Here is a 15,050-nt window from a genome sequence, read left to right as displayed (position 1 = left end):
TCCAAAGCGGAAAAAGAAATGATGGATGGATAGAACGAAGAATTGAGATGGAGAGAGAGAGAGCAGAAACGGGGAGAATCGCCATTGCCGGCGTTCCTCCCCGGTAGCTTGTGGCTGCGGCCGTTGTGCTACGGCCTTCCGAACACTTGCAGGGCAAATCGGCGGTTCAGCTGTTCCCCTTGAACAGTCCGAATCAGCACCACAATCACGTTGGTCTCAACCCCTGTCCCCCCTGATTTTGGCTTGAACGACCAGGAGGCAACCATCGGCTGTGTCTCCCCCTGCTGCGCCTCGATAGAAATGGCAACGGACATCGCCGGAACAACCCCACCTTTTACCGGAACGGTGCTGACGGAGTTGTTGAGCGTCACCTCGTAAATCCCTGTCCCGGCAGCGTTGACGCGAAGTATCCCAAAATCGCTGAGGATTGCCCCGTCGGCATCCACCAAGCCCCAGGCGATTGGGGCGTTGTCGCGGTAGTATCCGCCAGCGGCTGGCGTGCCAGTTGCGCCGGCACTGCCGCCGGCAACGTAATGTTCGCGGGTGCTGTCCACCCCGCTGCTGATAATCGCGTAGCGGTCGCCGCCGGCAACAAGGCCAACGCCGGTTTTTGCTTCCAAGCTGACAACGGTTAGCACCGGTTCGCTATCCTTTGGGGTGGCGGAGATGGTGGCTGGGGCGCGCAGATCGTTGGCGATTGTGGCTTCCCGGGCAACCCTGGCACTATCGGCAGTTGTTGCAACAGCAGCTTTGTTGGCGGAATCGGCTTGGGTGGCAAAATCGGCGGTGGCGGACTTCGCTGCTTGCTGGGCGTTGACTGCGTTGGCAGCGCGGTTTGCTGTGTCGGCAACGATTGCGCGGATGCTGGAAGCTGCCGAATGGAATTGCAGCCGTGGCGTGATCTCTTGGCCGTTGTTGAAGCCCTCAATCGCCACCCCCAACCAGTAGGGTTTGCCGAAATCCACCGTGGCGGGAATTCCGCCCGGGGTTGCGCCGCCAATCACCACCGTGTAAATCCCGTTGGAGAAATTGACCGATTGCGTTTCGGTGAACAATGCCCCCCCGCCGGACGCTTCCCCGTAAATTTTCAGGGTGATTGCCTTTGTGCCGTTCAAGTAGCCAGCTTGGTCCTTGGCCCGCCCCTGATAGTTGATGGTTCGCGGGGTCTGCGCCTGCGTTGCCACCGTAATCGCCAGCAGCAGAAAAGTGCAGCATCCCAAAAGTCGTTGCGTGTTCATATGGATAATTGGGTTAATCATTTGTCGGTTGTTGTGCGTGCATCGGGGGGATTGCCCCATTCGAATTTCGCGGCGAAACTGCGGCGTTGCGGTGTTTAGTTCTCCGTTTTCTGCACTTGCTGAACTCCCACCTGGACCCCATCAAGCTCCAATCGGATGAAGTATGTTCCGGCACTGACGCGCTCAGGGTCCCAAAGCGCACGCAAGGTTCCGGCGGCGCGGCGGCCGGAAGCCAACTGCTCCACCATGCTGCCGTTCTCATCGTACACAACAAGGCGGATGGTGGCCGCACGCTTCAGCGTCACGGTGACGTTCAGTTGGGAGCGGAACGGAATCGGATAGGCGGCGATTGGCGCGGCAGCACCGCCCACCCCGCCAACGGTGAACTCCTCCCGAACGCCCGCCGTGCCGCCATCAACGCTGATATGCCAGAAGCCGGTCCATGCGGTTTCGTCCGGCGTTACGCCAACGCTGTCGCCGGAGAGTGGCTCGCCGATTGAGGATTGAAGTTGCCCGAACGTTCCCGACTGCTCCCCCCCGCCGTTGTTGACGGTCTCCCCCTGAAGCCCCTGCCCGTGGCAAATAGCCCCACCCGCCACAAACAGGATCACCCCCACAATCCCCCATTGAAGGAAGATTTTCTGCTGAAATAGTCTATGATTCTTGCTGGTCATGCTTGTTTCCCTTTTGGACAGATTGATGAACAGGCATCATGCTATCGCTTATTCTTAGAAGATGCTTAAAACCGCCACATCGGGCAAAAAAACGGCACTCGGCTTTCCTGATTTCAAGAGTCTCCGGCGCGGACTTTATTCATCAGTTCGGTGATTCGGCGGGTGGGGCCGGCTCCGTAGGTGTCCAACGCGGCTTCGTAGCGTTGGAAATAACTGAAGGCCTCGCGGCGTGCACCACGCGCCGCCGCCGAGCGGATCAACGCCTCGTAGGCTCCGTCGTGAAGATCATCAAGCGTCAGCAGGCGTTCGGCCAAGGCAGGGACCGCCACGAAATTTTCCCGATCAAGCTCGATGGCAATCAGCCGCTCAAGAGCCGTTGCCAGCTCGCCGCGCAGGGTCTCGCGCATGGTGTCAATCCATTCGGCGTACATCCCCTCCAGAAAATCTGCCGAAGCGAAATCAATCGCCCGGCGGTAGGCCACGGCTGCCCCAAAGTACACCCCTTCGGCATACAATCGGTTCCCTTTCACGATGCACTCCCGAAACTCGACGGCATCAATCAGCACATCGTCGCCAAGCAGATAAACTCCATCCTGCTGCAAAATTGTGGAAGCCCCACCCAAAAATCGCCGAGCATAGCTAAGGGTGACGTGAAGGTTGTTCACCGCCCGTTCCAGCGACATATCGGGCCAGAGAAGATCGGCCAGGCGGTCGCGGGTAAGCTCGCCGATTGAGCGGGTCCCCCCCATTCGGGCCGTCACCAGGACCGCCACCATCGTCCGGGTTTTGGATTCAATTTTTGCGGAGGTCTCCCCCGCCCCCTCGATTCGCAGCGCCCCGAAGGTTCGCAAAATCGGACCGGCAACCAGCCCGGCTGCTGGCGGGGCCGCCTCGCTTCCCCGCTCCGGCTCTTCCTGCTGCGCGGTGGACCGGGGATCGGGGCCAATCAACTGGCGGAATTTTGCCAACCGGGTTTTTGGAAGCAGCTCGGATAGGCGATCCAACTGGTAATGGGCCAGCCCAGTTGCTTGTTCGGTTTTTGCACGCGCGGCGGCAAGCTCAATGGCATGGTATCCGGCTTCGTTAAACTCCCGCTTCCGTTCCGGCACTTGCTCGGCAGCGCGCAGCACTATCTGCGCCGCCCGGAAGGCATCTCCATCTTCAATCTGCTGGGCCTCCATCTCCATAATCATTCCGCGCAATCGCTCTGGCTCCTTCTGGCCAATCCCTTCGGCCAGCACCCGAAGCGTCAGCAGGCGTTGCCATGAGATGGTGTTGGGGGTGGAGTAATCGCCGCCAACTTGCTCGGCCAAATCGTTCAACGCCTGCACGGCTTGGCTTGCCGCCGGAGCGTTGCCGGCATCAATGTGGGCGCGGACCACCTTCTCGGTCACCTGCAGCTGCTGCAACGGCGAAAGCAACGAAAGCTGAAGTTTCCCCGCCGTGGCCAATGCTCGGCTGGCCATTCCCAGAAGGCTCCAAGCATCCAGAAATTTAATCTGGGCAATGGCGGTTTGCACCACCGATGAACGGGCCGGCGGGGGCGTGGCCGTGAACGCGGTTTCCAGCCGCTCAAGCTCCTCCACCTCCCCGTTTGCAGCGGCAACGTAGGGAAGGTGGAAGTAGTTGGTGCTAAGATTCCGGTAGGCCGGGAACCGGTCCACAAGGGCGCGCAGCTCGGTGGCGTGCTGGCGCACTTTCTGAAGCTGGCCCACCCGCTGCCAGTAGTTGGCCGCGTGCAACAGCAACTCATACTCGGTGAACAAATCCGCCTCGCGACGGAGCCGCAGCCCGGCCTCCACCATCTGCCACGCTTCTTCCATTCGCCGCGCTCCCATCATGGCGTACAGCAGGACCTTCATCAGGGCGTTCAGGGTTTCGGGGCGGACGCGGTCCAGCTCGGCGATGTAGGGTGCGGTCATGGCGGACATTTCCGCGAACTCACCACGAGCAAAGGAGTAGCTGGCCAGCAGCCGAATCGCCTCGGCAGCGCCACGAAGCTCGCGGTCGGTTTGTTGGGACGGGGGGGGAAGCACCGTCAGCAGTTCATCCAAGAATCCTTTGGCGCGGCTGGGGTCCCCGGCCAACATGGCATCGCGCCAAACGACCACGGCAGCATCCAACCGAACAACCCGTTCGGGGGCGGTGGCGGGGGGATTCGATTTCATCCGGTCCAGCATCCCCGCAATCTGGGCGGCAACCTCCTGCAGCGGCTCGCGCGCGCCGGTGACGTACAGCCGCTCGCCGTAGGCCGAAAGCGCGGCCAGATATTCTTCCGCCATCCGCTGTTCGGCCCGGCTGGCCACCTCTGGAATCCGACACGGTTCCAGCACGGCCCGGCAAAGCGCGACGTAGGTTTCGGCATAGATTGGGGAGAGCTTCCGCCCTACCGCCACCAGCCAATGGAACAACCGCCGAAGCTCTTCTTCGCCAAATCCCCCAACGTGCGCCCCCTCCAACGGCAGCACGCCGTACAATTCTCCGGCTCCGGTGGTCAGGATGGAAAGCGTTGCAGTTGCAATGTCCCCCGGGGATGGAAGCCCTGGGGGATTGAGCGCGGCAGCGGCTTTCCAAAGAAGGGTGTGCTGGAAGGCGTAGCAGACGCGCCCCTCAGTTTCCTGCGCGCCGATACGGATGGAGGGGGTGGCCACGGCAATGAATCCCCCCAGAATCAGCCGCTCGAAATCATGGTCATCCCAACCAACGGTGCGTTCGGCAAGCTGGCGCAGCAGTTCGCGGTTGAACTGCTCGCCCAACGAGGCCGCCAGCACCAGCATCGCCCGCTCGTGCGGGGGAAGCGAAGCAAGCCTGCCAGAAAAACCGTGGACGCGATCGCCAATTTGGCGGAGTTCTTCATCGGGGAGGAAAGGGGTCTGCCAGCCCCAAGCGTCGCCGTTGGGGGATTGGGCGATGTGGTCGGCAGCCATCAGCTCCCGAAAAACCTCACGCAAGGCAAGGGGCAATCCTCCGGAAAGATCCGCCAGCTGGCCAAGCATTTCGGCGGGTGGGGCCTGGCCAAACAGCGCGACGGAGGCCTCGGCAATCGCGGCCCCATCAAGGGAGCCAAGCTCTAACTCCATCGGCGGCAGCGACCCCACCAACGCCGAACGGAACGCCCGAAGCGCAGGGTTTTCCACCGGGCGTGTTGTCACCACCAGCAGCAGTGGGATTTCCTCCAACGCCCCCACAAAGCGGATCAATTCGGACGATCCGCTCAGATAGTGAAGATCATCCAGAATCATCACCACGGGATACCGGCGCGAGGCAATCTGCACCGCTTCCACGGCAGCGTCAACGGTGGCGATTGCTCCATCGCGGTAGATGCGGGCAGCAAGGGGGGCAGCAATCGCGGGGCGAAGAACCTCAAGCGCGTTGCTAAGCGGGCCAAGCTCCACGGCCTCCCCTTCGTACCATTTTGCATGAACCACAAGGGCGCGCGCGGCGTGGTCGCGGGCGTGGTGTTTCAGTTCATCCAGCAATCGGCTTTTGCCAACGCCGGCAATTCCTGTCATCCAGATTGCGCGCGGTTCCCCCTCCAGCAACATGGCAAATGCATCCAGCAGGGTGCGCTGCTCGCGCTCGCGCCCCACCAGCGGCATAATGCCCCGGTTGATAAACTCTCGAATTTTAGGCGACATCATCACGCCGGAAAGAAACGAGAAAAAAATGGATTGAGGAAGGGAAGGAATCGTGGGAGAATCGGTCGTTCGGAAAGGTGGCGGCCCGTGGACTGGGCGATCGGAAATGGCGGACCGCCCATTGCCACGATTCCCTTGCTACCCTTGCGATGAAGTTCCTGGAAGATTGTGTGGCCGACGCAAGCAAATGGAGCGGGCATAGGCCATGCCGCAGGATGGGCAGATGGTGTGCAATGGGTTGTCCAAAGGGGCATCGCACAGCGGGCAGGTTGTTAGCAGCGAGGTGCTTCCGCAAAGGTAACAGAGGGGGGAATTGGCATCGTTGACGGCTCCGCAGCCAACACAGCGGGAGAAGCGTTTCATCGTGGTCATCGGTTCGTGGACGGTTAGCATAGTTTGGCAGGAATCGGCTGCAACATCAAAGCATCAGCATTGGGCGATAGTTGGTAACGGGTTGCTGGTTCCATCCGTTAGCAGGATTCCAGCCGGAAGAGGATTTTCTTCCCGAGCCGCCCAACTTCACCCATGCTGGCAGGCTTCGTTCAAGCGCCGATTTTCAGCTTGGATCCAACATCATCCATGTTCCTAAAAGGTTCTTAAATGGGGGGGAGAGATAGAGGAAGCCAACTTGCCCCCTCCGCCCGCCCCTACTCAACCTCACCCTCCAACCCCCTCTCCGTGACTTCCTCCACAAGCAACGCCAGAGCAGCTGACGGAGAGGTAGCCGCCCCGACATCCGTCGGGATTGATAAAAGGTCTTTAGCCTTCGGCGGCATCTGACTCGGCCCCGATAAAGATCGGGGCCGCTACCCCGCCTTCCTCGGGATGGCCGGGGAATGCTTCGGGAGAATTTTTTGAGAAGCCGTGCGTGGCTTGAGGGCACATCTACACCCCTCCCCTCTTCTCCTCATGCCGCCGTTGGAGTGCCATTCCCGTTGCCGTCGTAACCCCCAGCAGCAGGACAGAAAGTTTGGTGGAGAGATCGGGCAGGAACTCAAGGATGCCAAGCACGATGCCAGCCCCAAGCAGTGCCGGGATCAGCACCCAAAACAGCAGCCCGTGACGTTTTCGCCAGCGGCGTTCGGGAAGCGTCTCCCCTTTGCGGGCAAAGCCGAGCATCAGGATAAACCCAAGGACAGGAAGCACCGCAGCGATGCAAAGCAAGATGATGGTAAGAATGGGCACTGGTTCTGTGAGCAAGGTGGTGGTTATGGAGTGTCCGCTTCTGCCGCATCTTCTCTCCCCTCGCTTCGCTGGTATAACTCCGCGATTTTCTGCTTCAGCCGCGCCTTGCCGACCACTCGTTGGGTTTGGGTTCCGGTGGCCAGCAGTTGGTCCCCGTTGGCCACGGCAAACCGGCAAAGGATGGTGCGCCCCTCAACCTGGGCAACGGTTGCGGTGACGGTCACCACGTCGCCAACAATTGCCGGGGCGGAATGCTCCACCGTCACCGCCGCGCCAACGGCATCATCTTCCGGATCGAGGAACGGGAGGATTGCTTGGCGCGAGGCATACTCGGCGTGCTCAATCAAGGCAAAGGTGGCATAGACCCGGTGGATTGTGGAACCAAAGAACGTGGCGGTCATTGCGCCGGTGACACGCACCCGCATGGTAAACTGGTATCCCAAAGGAATTTCACGCATGGCGGCGAATATACGGGGAGAGGGAGATACGGGTGGAAGTGCCAAACAACACCCGCAAACTCCATGCAACATCAGCCCGGATTTCTCCGGGCTGATGCTTCGTTGATCTATCGGGCAATCACCAGTGGCCGAATAATCTTCTGGCTCCCAAGAAGCAGTTGGCAATAATACACCCCAGCCGGCAACTCCGCAACCGAAGCGGAAATTGTGTGCCTGCCTGCGCTACCATAGTGGGGTTGGGCAATCGTGCAGACTTTCTGCCCTATCACGTCATACAATGCAGCCTCCATCAATGTTTCCTGCGGCAATTCTACGCTAACAGTCAGTTGGTTGCAGGCAGGGTTCGGTGAGAGTTGCACCGACGAGGATACCCGATATTCTTCTTCGGCAGAAGCAACCCCTGGCTGCCACTCCAGAATAATCCCGGTCCATGTGGCGGTTAAGGCTTTATTCGGCGATTTAAAATGAACACCAACAAGGCTGGGGAATTGAGCTATTGGTATTGGAATTGTTTCTTGCACCCATTCTTCTCCGCCATTGGTGGTGCGCAGAATTTTTCCACCGGCTCCAACGGCTATCCCATTTTCTTCGTCAAGAAAATCGAAGTCATAGATTCCATAATTCGGCTGTATCCTTTTTCTCAGCTGCTCTTTCCATGTTTTACCACCATCCGTGGTGCCATAGATCACATCTTCCCCCTGAATACTGGTGGCAGAATCAAGCTGAATACCACAAGCCCACCCTTTCAGCTCATTGTAGAAATAAAATCTTCCTGCATCTAAGGTCCCAGGATATACTTGCCAAGTTTGCCCAGAGTCGTAACTAATTACCGTAAGAATTATTTGAGGTGCATTACTGTATTTAGCGATAATTATGCCCGGCTTAGGCGAAGCAACATCACTGATAACTAAATCATCAACAGTATCTGGCATAACAAGTTTTTTCCACGTCAGCCCTTGATCTACTGTTAGGAATATGCTTCGTGGCAATTGAGCTATCACTCCAAATTCTTCCGTAGGCATATCTATTTCAACAAATTTCCTTGTAGAATCTGCCATGTTGATTCTATCCCACGTTTTCCCTGCATCATCCGACCGCATAATTGCTCCGCTGTCGGCAGCAACAATACAAAGGTTTGTGGTTGGATGGGCAATAAAGTGGTACTCCAGTGGTAGATGAGGGTTCGGCGGCCATTGTACAGAATCCCGCAAAACAATCTGCCAACTTTTTCCACCATCGGTTGTGTGGTGAACTATTGAGCGAAAATTATAGTTTGCAAAATCATCTTGTATAGAACCGACAAACATACAATCGTCATTTGATGCACATGATAAATCGGAGTAGTTTCTACCAAATACAGAATCAACAATTTTCCAATCGGTTTGAGCATACGCTGGAAGCACGCAGAGAAAAGCCACCGCTATTAATTGGCCGATAGAGAAGGAAGGGTGTTTCATGGTTTTGTGGTCTAGTTATTGAGATTATGATTGAAAAGACACATTCCAAAGTGTCGGGAATTGGGGCAAGGTGCTCAATTACTCAATATCAGCCTCGATCTTTATCAGGATTGGTCACAGGTTTTTAATCTGTGGATTTTGCAGCGCAATCAAGCGTTTTGGCATTTTGCAATTCACTTCACATGAGCACTGCCGATTACTTACATCGCTTATTTCTGCAAAATCCTATCCATTATTTCATTGATCTTTTCTTCTGTTTCGTCGCCGAACCCTATTTCTTTATGTATAATTTTTCCCTCAGCATCTATGATATATGTGGTCGGGTAAGAATCCACGCCGAATGCGCTGGCGACGCTGTCAGCTTGGAGGGCGAGTGTGTAGGTGTAGTTGTTTTTGTTCATAAAATTAACAGCATTAGCAGCTTTCTTTTCTTTGCTATTCATACCAACAACTACAACTCCATTGTTTTTATACTTCTCATGAATTCTTTGTATTACTGGCATGGATTTTACACAAGGTCCACAGGTGCTATACCAAAAATCTAATAAAACCACTTTGCCCCGTAAACTCTTGCTGGAAACCTCTTCTCCTTGTTCATTAAACAAGTGCCACTCAGGAGCAGGGCTTCCAATTGGTAGTGATTCGTCTTTAGAGGCTGGTCTTGTAATCGCTTGCGCTGCATAGCCATCAGGTTTTTCTAACGTAAATGCATCAGCGGGTAAGGGCTTGTTTATCTCTATTCTAGAAAAAGACAACGTGTCGAGTAATTCAACATCATTAGACCTCTTTCAAAAGTAGCTTTCAAGGGAGTTCGAAATTATGGATGGCGGCGATGAGGTTGAATCTCATATCAAATCGCTTGCGACGATTTCGATATTTCTCCGCTATGATCTTGAACACCTTTAACCGACCAAACACATGCTCAATCACGATCCGCTTCCGCGAGTGCTCACGATTCTCTCCCTTCTCCCAATCTCCTAATTCCACCCCCTTCCGCCGCTTGTGCGGCAACCACACGTTGCTCTGAATCTTCGATAAGCCCAGATATCCCAAATCCGCTATCCAACGATTCCCACTCCCCAACAATCGCCCATACCCACGACCCACACACTGCTTCAATAACGCGAAATCATGCTGGCTACCAACCCCAAACTCTGTCTTGAGTATCCGACGACTCCCCAACGCCATGGCTACCTGCGTCTTGATCGTGTGGCATCCACGCTTGCCGCTGTAGTACTCCCTTTGCTTTTTTTGGGCCGTTCAATCGGGCTTTCTGTCGCATCTATCACGATCACGGCAAATTCTATGTCCCCGCCTCGCGGTTGCGGACGCTTCGGCAATTGAAACTCTTTGCTCTGGCTGAGTTCATCCTCCACTCGCCGAATGATCCGGCTGCAGGTCGGTTCGCTGATCCCAAAATCCGCTGCAAGGTGATATTGCGCTCGATACTCCCGCCAATACAGCAGCGTCAACAACAGCTGATCGGCCAACACCAGTTTCGGTGGGCGACCAAACTCTCGCCGTGCTGCACGAATGACCTTGAGCATTGCCTCGAAGGTTGTCGGCAACACACCCGTTAAGCGTCGAAATTGTTCCGGTGAACGATCACGAATCTCTGCGTATTGCATCCTTCTTCCTTATGTTGGTTGACCCCAAACATAACCCGTAATCTAGACTTTTGAAAGAGGTCTATTATATACTGAATGATTGATTTTCTTGTGTACAAGAAAGCTATTTGGGTCTATACATAGTCGAGTTGTTAATTGGCTAAATAGTTCTGTATCAGGAAAACTGACTTTTATCACTTTACACAAAATGCTTTCCATCTTCTGGTCTTCCTCTAAGGAAACATCATTCGATAGATGAATGATATTCTCCCACATAGCAGTATCGGTTAGCACGTTAAAGATCAACCCCGAAATCACACCTCCCTTAATCATCTTATCTGCTCCTTGCGCAGCATCTACGGTGATAAACCTTTTAGACTTTGGATCTAAAACTTTTACCTCTTCTCCTGTATAACAGTATATGATACCGTTATCCGCTTCAAAGCGAACTTTCCAACCTAATGGATTGTTTGTGCTATCTCGGTATAGCAGCACATTACCACTATGAATAGCTGGCTTGCCGTCTGGGTTGCTTCTATAAGAATGCACGTAATACTTAGCGGTGCGCACGCTTAAACATGAATTGCGTGCATGATACAGCAGATCCTTTGCGCTATCTTTTTCCATAGCAGTATTGGATTGTGGATAAGCGGTATTAGAAGCAAGAAAAATAGCTGTAGCGATGACAGCAATCATCCTCGTTTTTTTATATAGCCAGCAATCTTTTAGCATTGCATTCCTCCGTAAAAAATGTTGTGTGCCAGAGAACTGTTCCTGTTTGCCCTAGGGAGCATTTCAAAGTATCGGAAATTACCGTAAGGTGCTCGGGTTGTCGGTAGTCGAAGGCCTTCACCTTTCGGTCTGATTTTCGCAAACCACTGTGTATTGAGTATATCCCCCCCCCGGTCACTTGCTAAGTGCTTGTTGCAGGGTTGTTATGATTTCTTCGTTGATTGCTACTGCTTGTTGTTGCGGAAGTGGCCACCCCAAACGCATTGTATGTCCGGCGGAATCTATTGAGTGGATCGTAATTGTTGGATTGACTTTTATTAATGCTTCACGTAATAATTTCTGATCTTCAGTTGTCACTACTTCGTCCTTGCCTCCCCATTGTGCCAGCAATGGAATTGCTGCATTGAGGCGAGGAATAGAGCGTTTTGGAGAGAGGCTATCAACAAAAGCCTCACGCCCCTGTAAGACATACTCAACAATTGCAAGCTCGCGACCGCTTAGCGCACGGGAAGCTGCCTGCTGTAAATCCCAGGGAAGTCCCTCCAAAGCAATTCCAACAATATGGGGATCCTCAGCATGAGAATCCTCAGCAGCCGCATTAACCGCAACAACACCTCCCAGAGAAACGCCAAATATTGCGACTTTCAAACGAGGCTGCATCGTACGCTGTAATGCTCTAATTGCATCCACTACGTCTTCGTGTTCTTGTAATCCAAATGTAGGATTATGGCGAGCATTGAGACCAGACCCTCGAAGGGTGACAATGCCAGTAACGATATTCCTTCGAGTAGATGCGAGACCCATTGGGAACATTGTTAAACTGCTGGCACCATACCCAGGGATGAAAAGCATTAATTGTTGTGGATCATATTGCCCCTCCGGTGGATACCACAACCTCAGTTGTAGCGAGTCCCCATTTCGGCCAACGTACTTGAATATGGATTCTCGAAGTCGGCTTTGACCAAAAACAATGGAATCATTGTTCAAGTGTGTGGTGACGGCGATTATTTCTGTTCCATCATCATACTGCTGAATGGAATGGAAACTTATTAATGGTTCTACAGTTGTTGAGCTACAGCCATAAAGGAGTGCACAGGCCATTCCTATAAAAAAGGAGGCTAAATTTTTGCAGTAGCGTAAGGTTGTCATCGTACGGTAAGGATTAGGTTGTAGATAACATCCACAGGGTTATTGAATAACCCGGCGCAAATCAACAATTCAGAAAATGCAAGATGTCTTGGCGTTCCCGTTATACAAGGGGTAGGCTTCCATATGCTGCTTCTACACTCAGTTCTGCCTTGAGAGGCACATTCCCATTAGCTACTAATCATAGAGGAACAAAATTCACACCACTTGCCTTGTACCTCCTACAGCAAAGATACATGGCCGATATAGCGATCGCAATAGAATTTCATGGCCATTTTTCCACCCTAAACTCTGCTGTCAATCGCCGGAAAAAATCGTGTACTTTTGCCGTTGCCGTAATTTCAACAAGCCGTTGCCATGCATCCAAACGTTCATCTTCTTGACCACAGCATTATTGCCCGCGCCATGACGGTGCTGCGCGATAGGCACACTTCGGCGGTGGAGTTCCGCGCCCATGTTCGCACCATTGCTCGCGGGCTTGCATTCCAAGCAACGCAACGCCTTCCGCTGGTTCCGGTAAGCGTGGAAACGCCGCTGGCAACCACCGCCGGTGCGCAGCTGCGCGATTCGGTGATTGCCGCGCCGATCCTTCGCGCAGGGTTGGGGATGTTGGATGGATTCCTGGACGTTGTTCCCGATGCCGTCACCGGATTTATTGGGATGAAACGGGACGAAGAAACCCTTGAGCCATACGAATACTACCGCAACGTCAGCGACATCACCAACGCCCACCTGTTCCTGCTGGACCCGATGCTGGCCACCGGAGGAAGCGCCCGTGCGGCAATGCGCACCCTTCCGATTGAGCGGGCCGGCTCCTGCTCCCTTCTTTCCATTATCGCCGCGCCGGAGGGGATTGAAGCCACCCTCTCAGAATTCCCGAACCTCCAAATTCACGTTGCCGCAGTGGATGAGCGATTGAACGAGATCGGCTACATCGTCCCCGGGCTTGGCGACGCGGGGGACCGGTTGTGCGGCACGCTGTGATTGCCGAAGCGTTGGTCCGCACGCTGGCCGCACGGCTGGCGTTGCCGCCCGGGGAAATGGAGCAACTTTTCCGGGGCATCCCCCTGGATTTCCCGGTCATCTTCCGCCCCACCCTTCCCTTTGGCGTGCACCGGCAAGGGATGGTGGGGATTACCCTGTTCAAGAAGGTCTATCTGATGGAAGGAATGGCAGCCGCCAACCCGCAATCGCTGTTGCTGCTGGTGTTGCACGAAGCGGTTCACGTGCGCCAGCAACGCGCCCAGGTTCTGTTTTACCCTTGCTACGGGCTGGCGTATCTGTGGGGAATGCTCCGGTTCGGCTTCCGGCGCGGCGGCGGAACGATCGGCCAGCGGATGCACAAGGCGTATCGGCAGATCCCAGCCGAGCGCGCAGCCTACGCCACCGAAGGGCGGGCGCGGCTGCGGTTGCGGCGGATTCTGGAAGCCAGCGGGCAATCGTAAATCCCCTATCTCTCTTTCTTTTCCCTTTCTTCTGAGTTTGCCTCCGATTGCGGTGCGCATGCGCCCACCTGAAGATCATGCTGCGGGTGGCAAGGCTGTTTTGCCGCAGAAATTTGGCGTTCATCCGCTCACTTTCGGTGCCAGAATGCACAAAAGTTGTGCAAAAGGAATTCCCTGCTTGGAAAGCCCTTTTGGATTGGCCATATTTGCGGCGCTTTCGGCAGCGATTCCCACGTTCAACGGGAATCGCTTGCTTCTTTTCCCAACTCCTGATTGAATCCTCTTCCGTGTTTGGCGTTTTATCCAACGACATTGCAATAGACTTAGGCACAGCCAATACCCTTATCTGGATGAAGGGGAAAGGCATCGTCCTAAATGAACCTTCCATTGTTGCGTTCGACCGTACCACCAAGAAAATCGTGGCCATTGGCCGCGAGGCACAGGCGATGATCGGCAAGACGCACAAGGATATCAAGACCATCCGTCCGCTGAAGGATGGGGTGATTGCCGACTTTGAAATTGCCGAGGGGATGCTGCGCGCATTCATCCGCAAAATTTCGCCGTCGTGGCAGCCCGCTCGCCGGATTGTGGTTTGCGTTCCATCGGGAATTACCGAGGTGGAGAAGCGCGCCGTCCGCGACAGCGCCGAACACGCCGGCGCGAAAGAGGTCCACCTGATTGCCGAGCCAATGGCCGCAGCAATCGGCATTGGGCTGGACGTTGAGGCCCCGGTTGGAAACATGATTATTGACATCGGCGGCGGCACCACCGAGATTGCGGTGATTGCCCTTAGCGGCATCGTCAACGATGAATCCATCCGCATTGCCGGCGATGAAATGACCAACGCCATCGTCCAGTTCTTCAAGAAAAACCACAACATCTTGATTGGCGAACGCACTGCCGAGGCAATCAAGCATGAGGTTGGGACAGCAATGCCGATGGAGGAAGAAATCCAGATTGAGGTGAAAGGGCGCGACCTTGTGGCCGGCGTTCCCCGGATGACCACCGTCACCAGTGCCGAAATCCGCGAAGCCTTGAGCGAGCCGATTATGGCGATTGTGGATGCCGTCAAACTCTCGCTGGAGCATACCCCGCCGGAGCTTTCTGCCGACATTCTGGACCGCGGGATTATGCTGACCGGCGGCGGCGCGCTGCTTCGCGGCCTTGACGAACGCCTTCGCCGCGAAACATCCCTTCCGGTGTTCGTTGCCGACGACCCTTTAACCGCCGTTGTTCGCGGCACGGGGAAGGTGCTGGAGAATTTGAATCACTACTCGCAAGTGTTAATCAAAAGCCGCCGTTATTGATCTGCAGAGTTTGCCCCCTGCCCCCAAGCAAAGCGTCCGGCCTTCGATTGTTCAAGCTGTTTGATTGCTCCCTGCTTTCTCTTTGGGCATTGCTTGTTTTTCGTCTCATCGTCACGCGCACACACACACAATCACGTCATCGTTGAACAGCACTCATGCGGCG

The 15,050-nt window shown here is 54.8% G+C and carries 14 protein-coding genes and 1 pseudogene; 3 read left to right on the top strand and 12 right to left on the bottom strand.

The features are described 5' to 3' along the window. Positions 1 to 128: 128 nt before the first annotated feature. The 12 genes and pseudogenes from IPM61_09395 to IPM61_09340 all read right to left on the bottom strand — a co-directional run bounded on the left by IPM61_09395 (position 129) and on the right by IPM61_09340 (position 12,138). Positions 129 to 1,238, bottom strand: a complete 1,110-nt coding sequence (locus IPM61_09395; protein MBK8911527.1) for a hypothetical protein — start codon at positions 1,236 to 1,238, stop codon at positions 129 to 131. A 95-nt stretch (positions 1,239 to 1,333) separates the two neighbouring features. Next, positions 1,334 to 1,912 (bottom strand): hypothetical protein, encoded by a 579-nt coding sequence (locus IPM61_09390; GenBank protein MBK8911526.1) that lies wholly within the window; start codon positions 1,910 to 1,912, stop codon positions 1,334 to 1,336. Between the two features lie 113 nt (positions 1,913 to 2,025). Then, complete coding sequence (locus tag IPM61_09385) at positions 2,026 to 5,550, bottom strand: AAA family ATPase (protein MBK8911525.1); 3,525 nt, start codon at positions 5,548 to 5,550, stop codon at positions 2,026 to 2,028. Between the two features lie 138 nt (positions 5,551 to 5,688). Then, positions 5,689 to 5,913 (bottom strand): hypothetical protein, encoded by a 225-nt coding sequence (locus IPM61_09380; GenBank protein MBK8911524.1) that lies wholly within the window; start codon positions 5,911 to 5,913, stop codon positions 5,689 to 5,691. A gap of 522 nt (positions 5,914 to 6,435) precedes the next feature. Continuing rightward, positions 6,436 to 6,750: a hypothetical protein gene (locus tag IPM61_09375; protein ID MBK8911523.1), complete on the bottom strand. Its 315-nt coding sequence runs from the start codon at positions 6,748 to 6,750 to the stop codon at positions 6,436 to 6,438. Between the two features lie 8 nt (positions 6,751 to 6,758). Beyond that, complete coding sequence (locus IPM61_09370) at positions 6,759 to 7,193, bottom strand: thioesterase (protein ID MBK8911522.1); 435 nt, start codon at positions 7,191 to 7,193, stop codon at positions 6,759 to 6,761. A gap of 107 nt (positions 7,194 to 7,300) precedes the next feature. Continuing rightward, entirely contained in the window at positions 7,301 to 8,650 is a 1,350-nt protein-coding gene (locus tag IPM61_09365) for a T9SS type A sorting domain-containing protein (GenBank protein MBK8911521.1), read from the bottom strand. Positions 8,651 to 8,859: 209 nt separating this feature from the next. Then, positions 8,860 to 9,405, bottom strand: coding sequence for a redoxin family protein (locus IPM61_09360; protein MBK8911520.1), 546 nt, complete (start codon positions 9,403 to 9,405; stop codon positions 8,860 to 8,862). Between the two features lie 46 nt (positions 9,406 to 9,451). Next, positions 9,452 to 9,904, bottom strand: a pseudogene (locus tag IPM61_09355) (transposase). Beyond that, entirely contained in the window at positions 9,841 to 10,278 is a 438-nt protein-coding gene (locus IPM61_09350; protein ID MBK8911519.1) for a transposase family protein, read from the bottom strand. The pseudogene IPM61_09355 and the gene IPM61_09350 overlap by 64 nt, the downstream one beginning before the upstream one ends. Positions 10,279 to 10,320: 42 nt before the next feature. Further along, positions 10,321 to 10,989 carry a hypothetical protein gene (locus tag IPM61_09345; protein ID MBK8911518.1) on the bottom strand — a complete coding sequence of 223 codons (669 nt, stop codon included), beginning with the start codon at positions 10,987 to 10,989 and terminating at the stop codon, positions 10,321 to 10,323. A gap of 174 nt (positions 10,990 to 11,163) precedes the next feature. Next, the gene (locus IPM61_09340; GenBank protein MBK8911517.1) at positions 11,164 to 12,138 is read right to left on the bottom strand and encodes an alpha/beta hydrolase; all 975 of its coding nucleotides are present in this window, start codon (positions 12,136 to 12,138) and stop codon (positions 11,164 to 11,166) included. A 354-nt stretch (positions 12,139 to 12,492) separates the two neighbouring features. Between IPM61_09340 and upp the strand changes: the two genes are divergently transcribed. The 3 genes from upp to IPM61_09325 all read left to right on the top strand — a co-directional run bounded on the left by upp (position 12,493) and on the right by IPM61_09325 (position 14,887). Next, positions 12,493 to 13,119, top strand: a complete 627-nt coding sequence (gene upp, locus IPM61_09335) for a uracil phosphoribosyltransferase (protein ID MBK8911516.1) — start codon at positions 12,493 to 12,495, stop codon at positions 13,117 to 13,119. Continuing rightward, positions 13,104 to 13,580 carry a hypothetical protein gene (locus tag IPM61_09330; GenBank protein ID MBK8911515.1) on the top strand — a complete coding sequence of 159 codons (477 nt, stop codon included), beginning with the start codon at positions 13,104 to 13,106 and terminating at the stop codon, positions 13,578 to 13,580. Before upp ends, IPM61_09330 begins: the two co-directional genes overlap by 16 nt. A 77-nt stretch (positions 13,581 to 13,657) precedes the next feature. Then, the gene (locus IPM61_09325; protein ID MBK8911514.1) at positions 13,658 to 14,887 is read left to right on the top strand and encodes a rod shape-determining protein; all 1,230 of its coding nucleotides are present in this window, start codon (positions 13,658 to 13,660) and stop codon (positions 14,885 to 14,887) included. Positions 14,888 to 15,050: the final 163 nt, after the last annotated feature.

The organism is Chlorobiota bacterium, from assembly GCA_016710285.1.
GTDB lineage: Bacteria > Bacteroidota > Ignavibacteria > OLB7 > OLB7 > OLB7.
This window is presented reverse-complemented; position numbering and strand designations above follow the sequence as displayed.